Annotated in this window: 12 protein-coding genes; 1 reads left to right on the top strand and 11 read right to left on the bottom strand. The window is 37.2% G+C overall.

Annotation, left to right across the window (positions count from 1 at the left end):
- The first annotated feature begins 154 nt into the window (after positions 1 to 154).
- Positions 155 to 1,324 (top strand): BamA/TamA family outer membrane protein, encoded by a 1,170-nt coding sequence (locus ACP6L2_RS09810; RefSeq protein WP_440509034.1) that lies wholly within the window; start codon positions 155 to 157, stop codon positions 1,322 to 1,324.
- A 540-nt stretch (positions 1,325 to 1,864) separates the two neighbouring features.
- On the opposite strand, the gene ACP6L2_RS09805 is transcribed toward ACP6L2_RS09810, so the two are convergent.
- The 11 genes from ACP6L2_RS09805 to ACP6L2_RS09755 all read right to left on the bottom strand — a co-directional run bounded on the left by ACP6L2_RS09805 (position 1,865) and on the right by ACP6L2_RS09755 (position 22,482).
- Positions 1,865 to 2,332: a hypothetical protein gene (locus tag ACP6L2_RS09805; protein ID WP_440509033.1), complete on the bottom strand. Its 468-nt coding sequence runs from the start codon at positions 2,330 to 2,332 to the stop codon at positions 1,865 to 1,867.
- Positions 2,333 to 2,357: 25 nt separating this feature from the next.
- The gene (locus tag ACP6L2_RS09800; protein WP_440509032.1) at positions 2,358 to 3,674 is read right to left on the bottom strand and encodes a sensor histidine kinase; all 1,317 of its coding nucleotides are present in this window, start codon (positions 3,672 to 3,674) and stop codon (positions 2,358 to 2,360) included.
- Between the two features lie 5 nt (positions 3,675 to 3,679).
- Positions 3,680 to 5,035 carry a sigma-54-dependent transcriptional regulator gene (locus ACP6L2_RS09795; RefSeq protein ID WP_440509031.1) on the bottom strand — a complete coding sequence of 452 codons (1,356 nt, stop codon included), beginning with the start codon at positions 5,033 to 5,035 and terminating at the stop codon, positions 3,680 to 3,682.
- Between the two features lie 16 nt (positions 5,036 to 5,051).
- Positions 5,052 to 6,359 carry a TolC family protein gene (locus ACP6L2_RS09790; protein WP_440509030.1) on the bottom strand — a complete coding sequence of 436 codons (1,308 nt, stop codon included), beginning with the start codon at positions 6,357 to 6,359 and terminating at the stop codon, positions 5,052 to 5,054.
- Positions 6,360 to 6,857: 498 nt separating this feature from the next.
- Positions 6,858 to 7,382, bottom strand: coding sequence for a hypothetical protein (locus tag ACP6L2_RS09785; protein WP_440509029.1), 525 nt, complete (start codon positions 7,380 to 7,382; stop codon positions 6,858 to 6,860).
- 62 nt (positions 7,383 to 7,444) lie between these two features.
- Positions 7,445 to 8,593 carry a PD-(D/E)XK nuclease family protein gene (locus ACP6L2_RS09780; protein WP_440509028.1) on the bottom strand — a complete coding sequence of 383 codons (1,149 nt, stop codon included), beginning with the start codon at positions 8,591 to 8,593 and terminating at the stop codon, positions 7,445 to 7,447.
- Between the two features lie 941 nt (positions 8,594 to 9,534).
- The gene (locus ACP6L2_RS09775; RefSeq protein WP_440509027.1) at positions 9,535 to 11,934 is read right to left on the bottom strand and encodes an FtsX-like permease family protein; all 2,400 of its coding nucleotides are present in this window, start codon (positions 11,932 to 11,934) and stop codon (positions 9,535 to 9,537) included.
- A 173-nt stretch (positions 11,935 to 12,107) separates the two neighbouring features.
- A complete protein-coding gene (locus ACP6L2_RS09770; protein ID WP_440509026.1) occupies positions 12,108 to 14,507 on the bottom strand; it encodes an ABC transporter permease in 2,400 nt (799 codons plus the stop codon).
- 253 nt (positions 14,508 to 14,760) lie between these two features.
- On the bottom strand, positions 14,761 to 17,187 hold the full coding sequence (locus ACP6L2_RS09765) for an FtsX-like permease family protein (protein WP_440509025.1): 2,427 nt from the start codon (positions 17,185 to 17,187) through the stop codon (positions 14,761 to 14,763).
- A gap of 240 nt (positions 17,188 to 17,427) precedes the next feature.
- Positions 17,428 to 19,827: an ABC transporter permease gene (locus tag ACP6L2_RS09760; protein WP_440509024.1), complete on the bottom strand. Its 2,400-nt coding sequence runs from the start codon at positions 19,825 to 19,827 to the stop codon at positions 17,428 to 17,430.
- Positions 19,828 to 20,130: 303 nt separating this feature from the next.
- On the bottom strand, positions 20,131 to 22,482 hold the full coding sequence (locus ACP6L2_RS09755) for an ABC transporter permease (RefSeq protein WP_440509023.1): 2,352 nt from the start codon (positions 22,480 to 22,482) through the stop codon (positions 20,131 to 20,133).
- Between the last annotated feature and the right edge of the window lie 77 nt (positions 22,483 to 22,559).

The following is a 22,559-nucleotide window of genomic DNA, read 5'->3' as shown; positions in this document are numbered from 1 at the left end:
CGACCCGTTGTCCCCGTTTTGATGATGCAAAGATAGCTAACCCATGAACATATCAAAAATATTTAGTCATTTTTTTCTCCCTTGAAAATCATATCCTTGATATGCAAGTAAATAATTTTCATTTTTCATTCCTTTCTATACCCTATATTTGTGCATGATTCATACCTTTTACCCAAAATATTACCGAAAATTTATCGTAACATCCCTATGTTTACTGCTCGCCCTACCCCATTTACAGGCACAAGAGCAACAAAATATCGTTCAAAAAATCATAAAAAAATTCGTCTCCGCTAAAAAAGACTCCTCCAGATCCGCCAGTTTTATGGTTCTCCCAGCAATTGGCTATGCTCAGGAAACCGGATTTGAATACGGCATCGCCGGAACTTACGACTTCTATATGGACAAAGAAGATCTAATGAGCAGGACTTCCAACCTCACTCTCATCGGAACTTTAACCACCAAAAAACAAAAAAACATCAAGTTGACCTCCGATTTATGGACAAAGAATAACGATTACCATATTCTTTCTGAACTCCGTTATCGCGATTGGCCATTCAATTTCTACGGATTAGGCAATGATACCTGGAAGGAAGATGAGGATTACCTTGATCAAAAGCTTTACCGTATTAAGGTTGATGCCGAACGCAAAATCATCCCCAATGTATATGCCGGATTCAATGTCAATTATGAGCATTTCAATTTCCAAGACATGGAAGCAGGCGGTGTATTTGAATCTCCCGAAGTATATGGAAAAGATGGTGGACAATACCTAGCTCTAGGAGCGTCTGCACTTTATGATACCCGAAATTTCACGAACTACACCACAAAAGGCCTGTATGCGCGGATTAAATATGCCTATGCACCAAAATTCTTTGCCGATGATGATTTTACGGGTAGCCAAACTGAAGTCGATATCCGAGGCTTCTACCCCATCAGCAATAAATTCACATTAGCAGCTCAAGGCCTCTATCGAGGCTCCCACGGCAAGAACGTGCCATTCTATGTCATGCGCGACCTTGGAGGCGATATGACCATGCGTGGCTACTACCTCGGCCGCTATAAAGACAAAAACTACCTTACGGGACAAGCGGAAATCCGCTATAGAGTACACCCAAGAATAGGTGCTACAGGCTTTGTCGGTGCAGGAAGCACCTTCTCCAACGAACATAAAGCAAGAATCCTCCCATCCTATGGTGCAGGATTACGCTATTTCTTTAGTCTAGAACACAACAGCAGCATCCGTTTCGATTATTCCTACGGAGAAAAAAGACCCGGTGAAAAAAGACAATCTGGTTTTTATCTGAGCATTAGTGAAGCGTTTTGATAGATGTGAGACAACAGACACAAGACAACAGATGTTTGTAGATCAACTCAGAACGAAGTGAAGAGTCTTTGATCTCTCCCTAAGACCGAGTTTATTCTGAGGCTAGCCGAACAAACCATTCATCTGAAATTCAGAATTGCTTTAAATGTGTGGAAAGAATTTTTAATTGCGGGCGATGCATGCATCGCCCCTACAAACAATCGTGATTTTATTAATTTTATAACTATAACCGTAGGGTCGAAGCATGATTCGACCGCCATACACCACATTTCACCATTATCTCGTAAATAGCTTAAACTTTTTGATAAACGGGCGGACATTCCGTTCGTTTTCGTCGGTAATAAATTCCCCTTCCTCAAACTCACTCAGTACCGCCCCTACCAAACGTACTACCTAGAAACTTTGTTATTTGGCGATTAATAGCTCGTAACGCGTAGGGGCAGTACTGAGCGTCAGCGGAATGTCTGCCCGCATTTACGTCTGTCTCAAATCTGTAGTCTAAAATCTGGTGTCTATTGTCTATCGTCTATCATCTACCATTTAGCTCCTCAACAAAAAATGCTCTTTTCTTTGCCCATTACGGTGAAGTAAAATTGCAAAGGAGAACAAATCAATCGATACAATCACCTCTTCTTGCTGCCATAATGCTTTCCAAGGTTTTTCATGTTTTCTTTTGTGGGGTTGATCAACAATCAGCATCTTTCCTGCTCGAATATCTTGGAGAAGCGTTTCAAGCTCGTATTGCTGAATATCTTTGATCCAAATAGCTTGAGCATTCAAATTCTCCAGATTATCAGAAAGCCGATCTATTTTCCAATAGCTCAGAATTTTATTTAATAAGGGCTTATACTTCGGATTAAAACCTTTAGGATACTGAACCAGATGATTTGACTGAAAAGATTTATTATAAATGGCTTCATCGGCCAAGGCATACACAAAAGGCGAATGCGTGCCGTGACGGCTATTGGATATCAGATAATGACGAATGTATTTTAGGAAGTACCACATGGATGCTTCAAAAATACAAAAAGCTTTAGAATTGCAAGGTGAATGTACTTCCTGCACCTTCCTCACTATCCACCGAAAGATTGCCTTGGTGCATTAACATAATCTGTTTACTCAGCGTTAAGCCTACACCTGTACCGGTTTTCTTAGTCGTAAAGAATGGCGTAAATATCTGCTCTTGAAGCTCCTGACTCATACCGACACCATTATCCTGAATTTTAATCTGAACAGAATCCTTTTGCTCCACAGCCGATAAACTGATGTATGGGTTCTCCTTATCTTTCACAGCCTCTATCGCATTTAACAACAAATTGATGATAACCTGCTCAATCAGGTTAATATCTGCCTGTATAATCAAACGGGTATTTTTGATGATAATATCCAAGTCGATATTCTTTTGCATCAAGGTAGGTTCCAATAACTGATAGATACTTTCAAAGAGCTGTAGCACCTGAATATCGCCATATTGCGGTTGATCAACCTTATTGATCATACGATAGCTCTTCGCAAATTGCAATAACCCCTCGCTGCGTCTCTTGATGGTATAAATCCCCAATTTTAGGTCCTCCAAATCTTCTTCCGCAGTCCAATGTTCTAAGCGCTGATGCAATGTTTCCGCCAAAGAGCTGATTGGACCAATGGAATTCATAATCTCATGCGTCAATACGCGCAATAATTTATGCCAAGCTTTGGTTTCTGTCTCATCAATGGCCTCATTAATGTTTTGATAGACGACAATCCTAAAATTCCCCTCTTGGGTTTCGAAACCGGAGCTTTGCATCAACAACTTGATCTTTCCCTTACTGGAATGCACCGTATCCATTTGATGTTTGCCAACCCGCAATTGCATAGTCTTCTCATAAAGCTCTCCATGACGTTTCTTCATGCCGGAAATATTTCCCAAATGTGGAACCTGGAATAATTCCTTAAAGGCTTCATTCAACCAAATCACTTTACCACTCTCCGAATGGTAAAATAGGATGGCCGTATCCAGCATATTGATAACCTTATTCAAATATTGGTGTTGCAGAGCTTGATCAATGCTGATATGCTTATACACCTCATTGATCTGATTGAAAGCATGAAACAGTTGTCCTTCCGTACTCTTTTGGTTTTTAACCACAAAACGGCGGGTGAAATCCTTATACTTTACGGCTTCAGAAAACTCCAGCAATTGTTTAAAGAGAAAGCGATGGGAAGAGAATATGTTGTAGGCGAATATGACCAGAACAAAAAATAAGCATATAGCATAGGTATAGAAACCTTTAAAGAAAAGGTATCCGACCGCAACAGCTGCAGCCATAAGGACCAACATTTTCAAAAAATCGGTTACCGCTAGGCGCATAAATATTACAGGTTATATTTTTCCAATCGACGATATAAGGCAGCCCGAGTAAGGCCTAGTTCTTTAGCAGCTTTACTAATATTGCCATTGTACCGGTCAATAGCCGACTTAATAGCTTTTCTTTCCATCTCTTCCAAGTTATGTGAAGAAAAGACATCAGAAGTAGGCTCCTCCACCTGTTGCTGCTCAATCGGAGAAAACAAAATATCTTCCCCTCGAATACTGGATCGATCCGACATAATCACAGCTCGCTCAATGCTGTATTGCAATTCCCGCACATTGCCCGGGAAATGATAGGCTTTCAACTTAGCAATAGCATCCTGCTCTAATCCAGCAATATTTTTGTGGTACTTGCTGTTGTAGAAACTCAGGAAATGTTCTGCTAATAATGGAATATCAGAAACGCGCTCCCGCAAAGGGGGTACTTGAATTTCCAAAGTGTTGATACGATAGATTAAATCTTTCCGAAATCTACTTTCATCTGCCAATGCTTTTAAAGGCACGTTGGTGGCACTTAACAAGCGTATATCGACTGGGATTGATTGGCTAGAACCCAAAGGTACCACTGCCCTATTCTGTAGAACTGAAAGCAATTTAGCTTGCTGTTGAAGGCTGATATTTCCAATCTCATCCATAAAGAGCGTTCCACCATCAGCATGCTCAAAGCGACCCTTACGATCTTCACGAGCATCGGTAAATGCACCTTTCTTATAACCGAAAAGCTCACTCTCGAATAATGTCTCTGTTAAAGAGCCAACATCTACCTTTACATAGGCTTGCTTATGACGCAAGGAGCGTTGGTGGATGGCAGAGGCAATTAAATCCTTCCCTGTTCCATTCTCACCCAATATAAGAATATTGGCCTCTGTAGGAGCAACCTTATCCAGCTTATATTGCAAGTCTTCCATGATGGCAGATTTGCCAATAATGCCGTGATGATCACGTGAAACGTTAATAGGATTAGGTTTTTGAACCGGTTTATTCTCGTCTAGTGCTGCTTGAATTGTTTGTAAAAGCTGATCGTTTTGCCAAGGTTTAACAATAAAATCCGATGCTCCTTGTTTTAAGGACTTCACCGCCAAGTCTACAGCTCCATAGGCTGTGATCATGATGACATTGATATTTGGGAATAAAGATTTTACCTTAGACAACCAAAAAAGCCCTTCATTGCCCGTATTGATGGCACTTTTGAAATTCATATCCAACAGGACTACATCCACAGGATTTCGCTCCAAAATATTGATCAGCTTTTCTGGATTATGCTCCACCAAAACTTCCTTTACATTGGGTCGTAAGAGAATTCGCGTAGCAGTTAATAAATCTTGATCGTCGTCTACAACTAAAACAGTAGCCTTTTTCATACCCTCGCTAAGTTAATTATAATTCCAAAGAACCTGCGTAATAATCATTGATATATTTCTGCATCAACAATTCATACTGCTTAATGATCAATTGACTCTTCACCTGATCCATCTTATTTTTTGCAGTAAGGTATAATACGGAATTGCTATTTCCAGCTTCAAAATGAACTGTAGCAATTCGAAAAGCCTCCATAAAATTGACGTCCTGATCTTTAAGATTTCGAACTTGCTCCTGTGTCATTTGCAAATCGAACACCGCTTGTGCTGTCTTAACCTGAAGATCATTGCGCATAATCTCCTTATTAAATCCGGCCTCTTCTAAATCTACTTTCGCCATCCTAACTTGTGTCCTTGTTGCTAATCGATTGAAAATTGGAATGCTGAGGTTTAAGCCTATTCCTTTGTATAAATTGCCTTTATATTGCGAAGAGAATGAACCTCCTTCCCGACTGTAATTGGTACTTAAGCCTCCAGATAAGGATAGCGATGGAAAATAATCGGACTTTGCTAATTTCACACCTTCTTCCATTTGCTTCTTCCGCCAATCCAATGCTTTAAATTGAGGCAAAACTGATAAAGATTGTTGAAATAGATTTTCCGCCGAAACAGTAGAGTAAGCTGTTGGGATATCTAATTTTTCTACAGCTTTCAATTTACTTGGATCCATATTTAATAATCCTGCTAGACCAAGCCTTGCTGTATACAATCCTTGTTTGGTCTGCTCTATAGAATTCAATTCGGCACTGTATTGTCCTTTAAGGTCATAATAGTCGCCAGGAGCAATATTTCCCTCGCGGTTCATCACCTCAGCGCGGTGCAACTGTTCTTTGGTAACTTCAACTTGTCCTTGGATTTGTTTTAACATATCCTGAGCCGTCAACAGCTTAATGTAGGCCTCAATCACATCCAATTTGAGGTCATTGCTCAACCCTTCATACTCCAACTTGCCTGCATCTTTGGCATTCGACTGCATCCGGATATTATGAAGTATCGCAAATCCATTAAACAAAGGCACATTCATGTTTAAGGACTGTCTACCCGAACTGTTATTATTATCAATATATTGATTGGTTGTTGGATCAATGGCCCTTCCTTGGGTCAAATCATGGCTGATATTTCCAGATAAAGCCGGTAAGCGATCATATTGCGCCTGCTTATACCTCAAATCAGCTCGATTCACCTGCAATTCCCCACGTTTTAAGCTGGGATTGTTTTTTAAAGCCAAATTGATGCAGTCGGCTAAGGACAGGATGCTGTCCTGCCCTTGAACCCTGCAAACTAAACAACAAACAAAAATTATTACAACGATATATACTTTTCTCATGAATCAATTTTCAATATGCATCCACAGCTTGTGCCAAACAACAACACAACTGAATAACAAGCACTTATGAATACCGTTGTTTTATAATTGTCCATAGGCGAACATCCAAGTGTTCATTAGCGAACAGTGTGTAAAGCTTCCATATCGAACGTATAGTCCAAATATTAAAGAGGTTCTTGCCTTAGGGATAGTTATAAATTGCGTCCATTTCGATTCGAAACTCTAAAGGAATTTCTTAGGATTTGATAAGAATCTTGTTCGGATCTCGTTCGGTCGGAACCGAACGAGATCCGAAGGAGTTCCGAACAAGTTCCGAAGGAGATCCGAAGGAGTGTCGAGTAAAACCCCTGTGAGAGACGATGAGACAACAGACGAAAGACACCAGATTTTAGACCTGTAGGCGCGTTAGGGAAATCGAGATATAAATCAAGCTGTCAGGATAAGCTTAAACAGCTTGAATATTATCAGGAATAGTCTTCTTTAATTTTCAAATTTATACTAACTTTTATTGATAATATATTTATTAATCAACGGAATAAATTCTTGAAATTTAAGAATGCGGTGACTATCATCTACAAATATGCTCTCAACATTTTCTCCAATTTTAACTTTATTTTGATCAATCACTTCATCAAACCTACTTCGTAAAATAAAGCAATCATTAACAGTTGTAATAGTTTGAAGACTATTGAGAAGTTCTTTAGGAAACGGAAAGTCTGCTATTCTATTAGAAACATCTAATAATGGATTTAGCAAAACAAGTTTAATAGAATTATTCGCATTCGCCAGCATACTTCTAAATTGATAGGCATAGTTTCCACCAGTGGAATCACCTATAATTACGAGGTTACTCACCTTATCATATTTAGATAATAGGTTATTAAAAAATTCTAGAAAGTCTGTGTTTTTATCCCAAAATGCAAAATGACAGTTATAGATTTTTCCTAGTGACTCTTCAATTATTTTAAATTTTCTAGAATTCCTATCGGATCCTAAGCCATGAATATATACTAGTTCATTCATAAAATTTGTATTTAAAAGAGAATTGGTTTGTGTAAAATATTAAGAATCTTTTGTTTGATTATTTAGACAAGTACTTCATCAGTTTTTATTAGAATATAATTATTCAATAAATCATTTGTTAACTCTATTTCTTCCATGAATAATTCTGCAAATTGTTTTGGAGTAAGCTCCCACCAATGCTTAATCTCTCCTAAGGATGGTTCCGAAAATGTCGTTATATTTAGCGGCTTAGAAACGGAACAAAGGGCCTTACTTTTAGGTAAATTCACTTGTTTCATATAACCAAACTGAGGATGTTGTGTATGAATATTTTTAAATAGTTCTAATATTTCTTGTGGTAAGTCGTTTTTATTTGATCCAAAATAATCAGTGGAAACGCAAAAAGTTTTGACCGTACCTCTCTGGAAATCTAGGCCAAAATTAAAATACCTCCCATTTCCAAGCTTTCTTTCTGGAATGGTAATAATACCTAAGATGGCATCACCTCTAGTCTCGTTAATATAATAATAACGTTGTGGCGGTATATACTTAAGGACTTCTCTAAAATATAATTTCTGGAATAATGTTTCCAATTGGTTTTCACGAATAAACAATTGTAAGTTATCCTTTATATCCTTTATTGCCCGTTTTTGAGATTTTTTCAAATTTGCTTCTGAAAACACATTAGGCATGGATTTTGGCTCTTTTAAAAACAAATCGATAGCACCAGTTAATTTCTCGAGTGTAATAATATACTCTTTAAGGATGAATCCTTCTCCCTCTTTATAGATATGTTCATCTTTTTCCAATTTATTTAAAACTGAAAGTAAATCTCTATATGATTTATTAATCCAATCTTGGTTTTCAGAATCTTCATCAATTAAGGTTAAGTAATAAAATCTTCTTTCAACATCACCATAGTGTGAATCAATAAAATCTTTGTATTTATTAAGTTGATCTGAATGTTGGGATGATTTCAATTTGTTTTCAATACAAAGAACGACTTTATCTAACTTGATTAGGATGTCTATTGAATCGCTCTCCGTGGAAATTTCCACAATATCTTCAGGGTCATTTAATCCAAAGAAATTTTTTAATATCTCTTTCCTACAATAAACAGGATCTTTAAAACCTTGAAAATCCTTGGACAAAATCCAGGCAATCATTTGGGAATGAATTAACTCAGCGTCTGCTAGGCTGATAAATTCAAAGAATGTTCTTCTTGAATACATAAATAAATGTTATGAAATATAATAGTTAATTAATGAATTGGTTAAAGTAGCTTCGTGCTTATTTGTTTTTTATCAATTGCCACAATCTAGCAAATATCTCTTCAAATGCATAAACGAAAATCAATAAAAATATAATGGGCAATTTTGCTATTAAATGAACAACTTGAAAGAGGTAAAAAACAATAAGTAGTAATTGTTTATTCAATAAGGTTAACATATTTAAATGCTATTAATATTTAAGGAAATAATATAATATGCTATAAAATAATAGAGATATCTCAAAACTAAAATGGTATAGTCCCAGGCTTTTATTTTGTATTATAGAATTTGAAGAATTATTTATTGGATGAGGTAGCTTAGGAAAAGAATGCCGTTCCAACTTATTTAACAAAACAGCGCTAAATATTTGGATAAATAACTGTATAAATGACCCAATTATACCATAAAAGAGCCACCCCTTTTCTTTTTTCCAATAAAGAATTTGAAGCTTATATAAGAATTTATAGAATTGATTTTGGAGAGAGAACAGAGCCAAGTTCTTATACCTAATGTATTGTGCAAGCATATCTATCAATTTTTTTTCGATATTATACTCTTATAAGAACAAAAGTTTCATTTGCGAACGAAAAAAAATAAAATTCTTTCTAAATCGTGAACACTCTACTTGAGGTACTCAATATAGACCAATTTTATCAAAAACAAAGTCTTAAAACATAAAAATGACAATAGAAAAGTGATGAAACTACTTTTATTTATAAAATAATTATAAGTATTGTTTCATAGCGGGCGATGCATGCATCGCCCCTACAAACATTCGTGATTTTTATTGATTCTAACCACCATAACAGTAGGGTCGAAGCATTCTGAGTTGCCCTACAAAAATCTTGCGTCTGTGGTCTTGTGTCTGTTGTCTCAAATCTAATAGCGAAGCGGTCTCCCACTCACTCATCCCTCAGGCTCTTTACCGGATTTGCTTTTGCGGCAAAGTAAGTTTTGGAAAGCAATATTAAGGTTGCTACTAATAGTAACCCTAATGCAGATAATGGGAATAGCCACCAGTTAATATCCATCTTATATGTAAAGTTTTCTAGCCATTTGCTTCCAAAGTACCAAGCGATTGGGAAGGCGATTAGGCAGGCTATCCCCACCAATGACAACAGGTTCTTCAACAATAATGCAATAATCTGTGATATGGAAGCGCCTAAGACTTTGCGAATACCGATCTCCTTGGTTCGTTGATTAGCGGTAAACAAACCTAATCCGAATAGCCCTAAACCTGCAATTAGAATTGACAAGCCCATTGCCCATGTTAACAGTTTGGAAAGTTGCTTATCCTTGGTATAGAAGCTTTCCACCGTATCATCAATAAATTTGAATTCAAAAGTATCGTTTGGAAATACTGCATTAAATTCCTTGGAAATTTTATCCGTTGCTTTGGACCAAGTTTCAGGATGCTGCTTATCTAACCTTACATGAATCACATAACCCTCAGAAGATCCATAATAAATAATTGGACGATTAGCCTGGCGGGCGGTAGTCATGTCAAAATCCTTCATCACACCTACAATGGTCATCTGCCCTTCATTTAAAGTTTTCCCTAATGCATCTTGTGGATTCTGGAATTTGAAGTATTCTAGACTACGCTCATTGATCAACACCTCTTGAAGGGAATCGCGGACAATTATATTGCGGCCTGCAACCAATGGAATATCATATACGGAAAGGAAATTCTCATCTCCATTCCGCATATCGATTTGTTTGGTGTCCTTTTCATCCGATTGATCCAATACAACAGAGGTGGTCATTTGTCCCATTACTGCTGGTGAATGATTACCAAAGCTTACTTTTTGGACCTCAGGTATCTGAGCGATTCTATCCTTTAGTACATTTCCTTTTGCTGAATTTTGGTAAGAACCGGGGATAAAGAAATTGAGTACCGCATCTTTCTCAAATCCCATATCTCGTTGGGATACATACTTCACTTGCTGAACAACGATTAACACACAGATCAAAAACACTTGAGCCAATGCAAATTGAAAAACAGTCATCAATTTACGAACCCAATTACTTCGACTTAAATTGGTATTCTTGCCTGCTTGATTTTTCATGGCAAGTACAGGAGAATAACCTGTTAATATCCATGCAGGATAAAATCCAGCCATTAGGGTCACAATGATCAATTGCCCCAAGAGAAATACCACTGCCAGAGGTGTAAATAAATTAGCTATTTCTAGTCCCGCAGGTATAAATCCATCGAACGCTTTTAATAAAATCGGAGTTAACACAATGGATAATAAGGTAGCAGTTAAAGCGATGACGAAGGTTTCAACAAGAAACTGCATAGTCAATTTTCCCTTAGTACTTCCCAAGGTCTTACGAATACCTATTTCTTTAGCTCGTTCGGTAGATTGTGCAGTAGAAAGATTGATGAAATTGATGACACCTAGGGCAAGTAAAAACACAGCCAATAAAATAAGATTTCTTAATGTCTCTGGTTTACTCGCGTTATAATTGAAATCTGAATTAAAATGTACATCAGCTAAGGGTTGAAGCATAAACTTATCCTCAAATCCTTCATTCATTTTCTTATTCTTCTTGGTCAGTTCAACTATTGTTTTTTCGACATCTGCGGGATTAGTTCCTTCAGGTATTTTAACCAATACATTGTTAATGTCGTTATAATTCGTCCAAGAGTCCCAGGCAAAAATCGTTTTTAAAGAAGGGAACATTGGAATAGTTGACATGGAGATAAAACCCTGAAAACTAAAATCAGAATTCTCCTTAAAGTCAGCTACTACACCAGCTACTTGCAAGTTAATCGAATCCATAAAAACAAGGGTATTTCCCATTACATCCTGCGCTGTTTGTCCGGGAAAGAAACGGTCCTTAATGCTTTCTGTCAATACGATCTTTTGCGGTTCATTGAGTTGATTGACATCACCAGCCAACCATTTAGAAGGATATAATTCAAAATAATGACTATTCGTAAAACCTAGTTTATTTCCTTTTTGAAATACTTGTAAATCTTCAGACTTTACTTTGGGTACAGCAATTTTCTCCAAATAGGTTTTAATAACAGGTACAACCAACTCGATATTCGTAGCTTCTTCTTCCATGGTTTTAATCAATGGCAGCATAACTCCAGGAATCTTAAAAGTTCCTACGCTATTTACACGATAAACCCTATCCCCATCGGGAACATGCTTATCAAAACTATAGTCGTGCTGCACAAAAAGAAAAATTACCAAGGTGGCACTAATGCCTATTGCTAAGCTGACCACATTGATTAAGGTCATTAACTTATGCTTCTGGATATTGCGAATGGCGGTTTTGAAGTTCATGGTTAGAGTTTTTAGACAACAGATATCAGACAACAGATTTTAGACTTTTCGGTCAATTCTGCTATGTAGATATCTATTGTGTTGTTTTAATTTATTAGTTCTTTCTTTATCCTGTTTAATATCTGACATCTGGAGTCTGTTGTCTGATGTCTATCATCTTTTGTCTCCTCTCCTCACTCATCCCTCAGGCTATCCACCGGGTTTGCTTTTGCGGCTTTGATGGACATCAGGCTCATTGTGAATAATGCGATAATAATAGTGACTACTGCCGGAACAATGAAAAGCCACCAACTTAAGTTTATCTTGAATGCAAAATTTTCAAGCCATTTGTTCATTGCCCACCAAGCAATTGGGGTAGCGACCAAAATAGAGATGAATATTAATTTGATATAATCTTTGGAAAGAAGACCTAAAATACCGGAAACAGTACTTCCCAACACTTTGCGAATACCAATTTCCTTCGTACGTTGCGATGTGCTGATAGTTACTAAACCGATTAGACCAAGACAACTGATCAATATGGTGATAATAGAGGACAGATTGATGATGTTGGAGAATCGATAATCTTGCTCGTAAAGATTCTTGATTCGTTCATCATAGAATTTATAATTGAATTCTGTATTAGGATAAAATATTTGCCATTCCTTTTGAATGGTTTCAATAGCTTTATTCCAAGATTTAGGATCAGAATTCAGCTTTATGGCTATTCTTCCTAATGAGCCTCTATTTATAGAAGGTAAAAATGCTGCTGCCTCTAATTGCATGTGCAGATTCTTGGTATGGAAGTTTTTAACAATTCCCGCAATCTGACGCTGTTCTCCACTGACTGTTACTGTTTGACCAAGAGCCGTCTGAGGAGATTTAAATCCTAATCCAGAAATGGCCTTTTCATTTAAGATGATTCCGGTACTTGTATCCGCAAGAGTCAATGCACGACCAGCCATCAACTTAAGACCATAAGTTTCCATATAGGTATCATCTACCATTTTAAAGGGCATATTTACTTTAACAATCCCTGTATCAGAAGCAAATTCAACATTATTACCCCAATGATCTGAACTTAGTGGAAAATGACCTAAGGAGGTTGAGTTTATTTCAGGATGTTTCAGCAGTAACTTCTTAAAAGTATAAGGGTCCTTCTTACCATCAACACCTTTATACGGGAGATCCAAGGTAATTAATGCTTGTTTATCAAAGCCAAGATCGGTCGACATCAAATGTTTTAATTGAAAACCGATAACAACCGTAGCGATGACAAACAACTGTGCAATAACAAATTGGAATACAATCAAAGCTTTTCGAAGTGAGATGCTTCCTATTGAAAGCTTACCATTTTTATTGCTTTTTAAAACATCAATAATTTGTACTTTATTACTTAAATAAGTTGGGTATAAACTCGATAAAATTGTGATTCCTAAAATCAGTAACAGCAAGAAAATAACGGTTGTTCCCAAATAATCATATTCATTGATTTGTCCAGGGAAATAATCCTTAAAGAAATGTTCAAACAATACACTCAATGGCCATGAAAGCAATAATGCTGTACCGGTAATTAGGAATGTTTCGCTAATAAATTCCAAGGTTACTCGTCCATTCCTTTGACCTAAGGTTTTACGAATACCGATTTCCTTCGCTCGACTTGGTATTAATGCGGTGCTTAAATTGATATAATTGATGCTTGCTAAAAGCAATAAGAAAATACCTATTCCAATCATACCATAGACAATTTTCTTGTCAGTATGATTATTAATGTTCGGATGAAAATGTAACTCACTTAAGTTTACCGGTTCAAAATAACCTGTGATATCGTAATCTTTCCAAGCTACTTTTGTCATTTCCTCTAGTTTCAGCTTCAGATTCTCCTTGATTATGGGCAATTGATTAGGATCTTTGAGCTTGATAAAAAGTTGATTGTTTGAACTAGACGATGACCAAGATTCTTCTTTCCATTGTGCATCTTGAACTTGTATAAATTCAACACCTTGGAAACTACTAGGGTAATCCAAATCTTTAACAACTCCCGATACTGCAAATACCTTATCATCATAATTGATCTCCCGACCAATGATATCAGTAGGTTGAACATTTGGGAAATAGAGTTTAGCCCTAGATTCAGTTAACACGACCTGATTAGGCGCATTTAAAGCCGCTTGTTTATTACCCGCCAACCAAGTATATGGTACCAGTTCAAAGTAGCTCTTATTAGTTGCATAGATGTTGATATCAGAAGAAAACTCTGCATTTGAATCATCCGCTTTCTTGATGGTAATTCCATCATAGTACATGTTGAATAAAGGAACTGTTAATTCAACCTGAGGCAGATTGTTTTGTACATAATCCCAAGTAGATGAAGGAACACCATCAAATCCACTCGCTTTACCCTCAAAGGTAATATTGCTGATTAATTTGTAAATCAACTCCTTATTCGGATGTTTCTGATCAACACTAAATTCATAATTTACGATCTTAAATACGATCATACAAGCACTAATACCAATGGACAAACCAAGTATGTTTAGCAATGTAAATAGCTTATTTTTCCAAAGCTTACGGAGTATGTGTTTGAAGTTCATCTCGTCAGTTTTAGACAACAGATATCAGACAACAGATTTTAGACTTTTCGGTCAATACTGCTATGTAGATATCTATTGTGTTGTTTTAATTTAGACAACAGATATCAGACAACAGATTTTAGACTTTTTCGGTCAATACTGCTATGTAGAGTTCTATTGTGTTGTTTTAATTTATTAGTTCTTTCTTTATCCTGTTTAATATCTGACATCTAGAGTCTGTTGTCTGATGTCTATCATCTTTTGTCTCCTCTCCCTACTCATCCCTCAGGCTATCCACCGGGTTTGCTTTTGCGGCTTTGATGGCTTGGTAGCTGATGGTGAGTAGTGCTGCGAGGAGGGCTATTAGACCACCTAATACAAATGGAATCCAGGTAATTTCAATGCGATATACAAAATCGTCCAACCACTTGCTGCATAACCACCAGATAATAGGTGAGGCTATAAGAATGGCTAATAGGATCATGAGGATAAAATCCTTGGACAACATACGTACAATCCCAGAGACTGATGCACCCAATACTTTCCGGATACCGATCTCCTTGCTTCGTTGGAATGCAGTAAGTGTCGCTAAGCCAAACAAGCCTAAACAACTTATCAGGATAGCTATACCTGTACTGATATTGCTGAGCTTAAATAATTGTTGCTCCTTCTTATACATTTCAAGGATGTTTTCATCGTAATATCGAGCCGAAAATTGATCTGCCGCAAAGAACTTATTCCAGGTTTGGTGAACTTGTTCAAGTATGACTGGCCATTCTTTATGCTTAGCTGGATTTAAACGAATGCTATAGGTTTGCAAATTCCTATTTTCATAGCTTAGGGCCATTGGATCAATAGGTTTATAGAAATTCTGTGCATAAAAGTCCTTAACTACAGCAACGATTTGTTGCATATCATCTGATTGACCAATAAATTTCCCGATGGCATCTTGTGGATTTTTAAATCCAAATGCTTTTACCGCAGTTTCATTGATGATATAGCCGTTCGTGGTATCCGATGGAATTAAAGCAGTACCTGCCAATAATTTCATATCGTAAAAATCCAAGTAATCCGGATCAATGGTCTTAAAGAATACATTCTTGGAAATAGGTTCTTGTTGATCATTTGGAATATATTGCAGCTGATTGGAAGAAAAGCTGTTATTCAATGGCATTTCGCCCATAGTTGCCTTTACTACTCCAGGTATTTTCTTGATTTCCTCATATAAGGCCATTTTCTTACTTTGGAAATTTGGGGTCATGAAAGTCTTATAGGGAATTTGAATAACTGCCACATTTTCTTTATTAAACCCAAGATCCGTATGAACTACATATTTCAATTGTTGCCCGATGACTATTGCTCCAACAATAAAGATTTGAGCAATGATAAATTGGAAAACAATCATTGCCTTACGCAGGCTCATTTTTTCAGATCCAACTTGTACTTGTCCCTTATTTCGGAAAATATCCACTGCATTAACGCGACTCATCATCCATGCCGGATATAGACCAGCAACGATTATACTCCCTAAGAGAATAATCCCCATAACGCCAATAAATAAACCAATATCTTGGTAATTTTTGGTGTTAGTAGAAATTAAATCACCTAGCAGAAAAACACCTAATCGGGAGACAAATATGGAAAAGAATGCAGCAACCAAAACCATCATTGCCGTCTCTGTCATCACCTGCAGTACCAGTGATCTTTTAGAACCTCCTAAGGTCTTACGGATACCGATTTCTTTATATCGCTGAGGCATTTGTGCCGTCGTCAGATTAATGTAATTGATGCAGGCTAAAATCAGCAAGAATAGCGCCACGCCAATTAGAGAATAGATGACCTTATAGCTTGTTTTGGCTATTGCAGTTTCTTTCATATGGGTGGAGAAATGCGATTCTTGAATAGGCATAGACTCTAAGGTTCTGATAAAATCAAAACTTACTAATTCTTGCTTTTTTATGGCTTGCCATTTAGCATCCAGTTTCTTCTGTGTCTGAGCTAAGGCATGTTTTAGGGTCTGTTCATCTTTTGCCTTCAAATAGATATTGTCAGCGCCATTTGTACTTGACCATGCCATCAAAGTCTTATCACGATCTCTTTCAGTAATTAAGATAAATTCCTGACCATTAAATTCCGATGGATAACTTAGGTTTGCCACAATACCAGATACGACTTTCTTAATCGAATCGTTATATACAATTGTTTTTCCTAGTATATCCTGTTCTGATAATTTAGGGAAATAATGCTTAGCTCTTGATGCTGTTAAAACAACTTGATGAGGTTCATTTAATGCAGTCTGTGGATTGCCTGCCAACCACTTGTAATTAACCAAATCAAAGTAATCTTTGTCGGTCTCAATAAATACGGTTTCACCAGACTTTGGTTCTTCATATCGTTTCTCTTGACCTGCCACCTCAGGAATAGTAACGGATTGATAAAAAAACCGATAATGTGCCACTACCTCATCTAATCCCATTGAATTTTCCTTTAAGAAGGCATATACAGGACGTGAAACACCCGAAAACAACTCATCCCTACCATCTGCCTTAAAGTGGCTCAGTAAGCGATAAACCTGTTCCTTCTGAGGTAGATCTTTCTCAAAGGAAAGCTCATAACTGACGTATTTATAAATTACCCAACAGGCACTAATTCCTATGGTTAGTCCCAGGATATTGAGGATGCTGAAAAGCTTATTCCTCATGAGTTGGCGGAGGCTATTTTTTAGAAGCATGGGGGAAGGAGATATGAATTTGGAGACAACAGATGATAGACAACAGATAATAGACTTTTCTGGTCTAATCTATCGTGAAGTTTTATATTAATCTTATAAATCATTTTTGTTGTGTTTAATTTCTAATAAAATTGTCCGACGTCTGGTGTCTGTTATCTTAAATCTGTTGTCTGGTGTCTTATATCTGTTGTCTTATATCTGTCGTCTCCCTCACTCATCCTTCAAGCTATCCACCGGATTAGCGATGGCGGCTTTGATGGTTTGGAAACTGATCGTTAAAACTGTAATGATTAAAGTAATAGCTGCTGCTATGGCAAATACCCACCAATGGATTTCAATGCGATAAACAAAATTACTGAGCCATTCATTCATGAGGTAATAGGCAATCGGTACGGCGATGAAGAAGGCAATAATGACTAATATGACGTAACTTCCTGAAAGCATTTTACTAATGTTGAATACCGATGCTCCTAATACCTTGCGGATACCGATTTCTTTGCTTCGCTGTTCTGCAGTAAATGCTGCTAAGCCCATCAATCCTAAACAGGCAATGCCAATGGCTAAGACAGAGAATCCTATAATGATTTGATTGGTTCTACGCTCAGTCTCGTATAGTTTGTCTACATAGCTGTCCACGAAAGTATAGTCGAATGCAACATCTGGAATATGTTTCTTGAAAGCTGTTTCTACTTGATCTAGATATGCCTTTTGCTGATTTCCTTCATATCGAATTAACAAATTACGCGTGTTTTCAGAGGCTCTATTCATTCTGGAATAATAATAGCCTCCTACTTTTTCTTTTAAACTGCTGTAATTAAAATCGCGCACCACCCCTTTGATTATGGTGTTCTTTGCAGATTCTGTTCGCACAAGTTGACCAATAGCATCTTCTGGATTTTTGTACCCTAAGTAAGCTTGTGCAACTTCATTTATGAGTATGTAATTGACCGTATCTGTTGGACTCAAGGTTTTTGGTAGATCTGACCCGGCTAGTAAGTGTAGACCTAATGTTTTACAGATCGGACCATCGACTGTATTTGTGTAGACAGGCATCCCCTCTGCATCTGGAGCATTAAATTTGGCAATGCGTTTTCCACTTTCATTTGCTCCAGGAATTGTTTGTACGGCTGTTGTTGATACAGTTGCCGGCAATTGTTGAATGGCATTTACCAAAGCAGTATAATTAGCTTCTGATTTTATGGATTTATTACTGATCGACAACAATTGCTGTGGTTCATATCCGATATCTTTTCCTTCAATAAACTTAACTTGTTGGATCATGATAATCACCGAGATGATCAAGATAATAGAGGATGTAAATTGGAATACCACCAATCCTTTTCTGGCTGGTTCTACCAAGCCGCTATTCTTTCCTTTTCCCTTACCCATTAAGTTCAACGAACTAATGCTGGAAAGATAAAATGCAGGGAAACTACCAGAGATTAAAGTGATAGCAAACCATACCAATAGTACCGTAAGCAGAACCAAAGGATTGAATAAATATGTCCAAGTTAAGTTTGCACCAGTTAATTGATTGAAGAAAGGTACAACTAGAATACTGATTACAAGTCCCAATCCAATGGATATGGTACTTATTAAAAAGGTCTCCGTAAAGAAACGCAGGCGCACCTGCCCTTTACTGGCACCTAGTACTTTATTGACACCTACTTCTTTTGCATAATTGGTCGTACGTGCAGTCGCCAGATTCATGTAATTGATGCAGGCGATTAATAAAATCAAGCCGGCCAAATAAAGTAAATTTTTAACCGTTTTGAAATCTCCAGCTTTACTGCTTATCCCTTCACGTAAATGAGCGGAATGCAGGTGTACCTTCGTGTTGGGCTGCAATTGGAATTGCACAAAATACTGATCTTCTTTCTTGACATTCTTATCGATCAATGCAGTAGCTAAATTTGCTACTTGGTCTGCATGAGTTGTCGCATCCAATTGAATGTAGGTTTCATAACTGGCATTGGACCAATAAACATTCTTACCCATCCAAGAGTCCATGATATTGTAAACCATTTCACAATCTAGACTGCTATTCGTAGCTAGATCTTCATATACACCTGTTACCCGTAGGGTATCACGTTGATTTAAATAAATAAGTTGATTGATAGCAGGACCCGTTCCAAAGATTTTCTCTCGTTTGGATTGAGAGATCACGATACTTTTTGGTTCTTTGAATACGGAAGCCTTATCCCCTTCTACAAACTGGAAATCAAACATGGAGAACAAGCTTGAATCTGCCAAATAGATCCCTTTCTCCACAAAATTCTTTTCCCCTACTTGAATGGATGCATTGGCACCGAAGTCATCACGTACCATACGTGCATTTCTGATGACTCCAGGTACTTCCTGCTGAATTGCAGGACCTACTGAATTTGGCAATTGCGGCCAATATTCATCATTATACTCCGGACTGGTTTTCATCGTCACACGATAGATATCATCCGAATGCTTATACATTTTATCAAAACTCAATTCATAAAACGAATAACCAATCAATAACAAAGCAATCCCCAAACTAATGGATAAGCCTAAGATATTTAAGGAAGAGAAGAACTTATTCTTCTTTATACTTCGCCAAGCAATTTTTAAGTTGAACATGTTTAGAGGTTTTAGACAACAGATATCAGACAACAGATTTTAGACTTTGCAGTCAGCTCTGTATGGTAGATTGCTATTGTGTTACTTTTTTTAGACAACAGATATCAGACATCAGATTTTAGACTTTTAGTCAGCTCAGTATTTTAGATTTCTGTTGTTTGGTTTTAATTTATTATTCTTTCTATTTCCTATTTCAATCTCTGACATCTGATGTCTTTTGTCTTTTGTCTAATCTCATATCTAATCTCCCACCATAGGTCTAAATACTAACTACTTAATACTAAATACTGCCCGCAGGGCTCCTCACTCATCCCTCAAGCTATCTACCGGATTAGCGATAGCAGCTTTGATGGATTGATAACTGATACTTAACAGGGTGATCAATATCGCACCGACTCCTGCTAGGATGAATATTCCCCAGCTGATGTTGATGCGATAGGTATAGTCTTCCAGGTATTTATCCATTGCCCAATAGGCTATTGGAAATGCGATAATGCAGGAAGTGATTACCAATATTAAAAACTCCTTAGACAGCATCCTAGTCACACTGAATACCGATGCTCCCAATACTTTACGAATACCAATTTCCTTGGTACGACTTTCCGCCATATATGCTGCCAGTCCAAACAGACCAAGGCAAGAGATAAAGATCGTTAAGCCAGCAAAAAGCGTAGCTAGTTTACCTGTCTTTTCAATTTCCTTAAACTTCAACGCATAGGCTTCATCGACAAAGCTGTATTCAAATGGATATTCTGAATTGAATTCCTTAAAGACTTGCTCCGTACGCTCTAAAGCTTCTTTGGTTGAAAGCTGTGGATTGAAACGAATATGCATGGTGTTCATCCAGTGCGAAGCACCTTCAATAATCAATGGTTTAATGGGATCAAATGGTGACTCTTGAACAAAGTCTTTGATAACACCTATAACATGAAATTTGTCGCCACTATCATCAATGATTTTTCCAATAGGATCTGTAAATCCCATTTTCTTAGCTGCTGTTTCATTAATGATAGCAGCAGATGAATCTGTAGGGAATTTACTAAGGTCAAAATCTCTACCTTTTACCAATTCAAATCCAGCAGTTTCCACCACCTTATCATCAGCAGTTTGCCTATTGAATTGGGTATCATCATTAGGATCCTTCCCTTCCCATAGAAATCCACCCCAACCACTCCAACGTTCAGTTATGGGAGACATCATACGAGTTACAGATTGGGCAATATTACGACTCAATAAGGCCTGTTTGATAGACACCGAATTATCTGCAATCTTACCTACCTCGGATACATAGATCAGATTCTGTTGTTCAAATCCATAATCTCTATCCTGCGCATATTGCACTTGCTTGCGGATAACCAGTGTACTCACGATTAAGACAATGGCCACACAGAATTGAGTCACTACTAAAATCTTTCTTGGATTTATTTTATGTTGAATCTGACGAAATCTTCCTTTCAATACTTTTATTGGTGTAAAAGAGGAAAGGAAAAATGCAGGATAAATACCAGCAAGTACACCGGTTAATAGTATAAAACCAAGGAATAATGCCCAGAATTTATAATCAGCAAATGGTATTTGGAATTTCTGTCCTACCAGATCATTGAAGCTTGGAAGGGATAAGACCACCAGCAGTAAGGCAATAACACCTGAAATCAATGCCATCAATATGGACTCGGATAAGAACTGAAAAATCAATGTCTTTTTCTGCGCGCCTACTACCTTACGAATACCCACTTCTTTTGCTCGTCTTTCACTTTGAGCAGTACTTAGGTTCATAAAATTGATACAGGCAATCAAAAGGATAAATCCAGCGATAAGAATGAAAGTCTTCACCATGCTGATCCTTCCTCCTACTACCTCTCCATTTTCATACTTGGAATAGAGATACATATCCGAAACTGGCTTAATGAATGTCTCTACCTTAATATCAGAATGTCTAGACACAATATCTTTCAGCTTACTTTGAATGGCAGGAATATTAGCTTGCTTCTCTACTTCCACAAATGCTTGTACAGAACTATTTCCCCAATGGTTATCCGACAGTCCTGCTTTTTCCATAAAGGTCCAAGGAAGGAAATAAGCATATCCTGCGAATCCGATTTCTTGTGGAATGTCTTTTAATACTGCAGATACGGTTAGTAAGGCTGCTGAATCTAACCGAAGTGTTTTACCAACCACATCTGTACTTCCAAAGAGATCATTAGCTAACTTTTCAGTCAGTACGATTTGATTAGGATCCTTCAATACTTGTTTCACATCACCTGTAAACACCGGTAGATCAAACATGGATAAGAAACTAGAATCTACAAAAGCACCTACTTCTGGGAATAATTTCTTTTCACCTGCAGTAAATAAAAATCCTGTTGCTGAACTTAGACGTGTCATATCCTTGATTTCAGGAATATCTGATTTAAGTACTGGACCTAATGGTTTAGCAATAGAAAACCAAGCGGCAATACCATTGTCAGATGGTGCTTTAGTACCAACTACAAATAATTGATCCACCTTCGGAAAAGTTCTATTGACACTGAATTGAAAATTTACCCACAATAAAATCAATAAGGCAGCAGCCATACCAATGGCTAATCCTATCATATTGATAGCAGTGAATCCTTTATTCTTCTTCAGATTGCGTATGGCTATTTTGAGGTTCATGTTTGAGTAGTATTTAGTAGTTAGTATATAGTATTTAGACCTATGAAAGAAGTTATAGACATTGATTTACAACCTAT

Source organism: Sphingobacterium lactis, from assembly GCF_051951495.1.
Classification (GTDB): domain Bacteria; phylum Bacteroidota; class Bacteroidia; order Sphingobacteriales; family Sphingobacteriaceae; genus Sphingobacterium; species Sphingobacterium lactis_A.
Note: the sequence above shows the minus strand (reverse complement) of the source record. Positions and strands in the feature narration are given on the sequence as shown.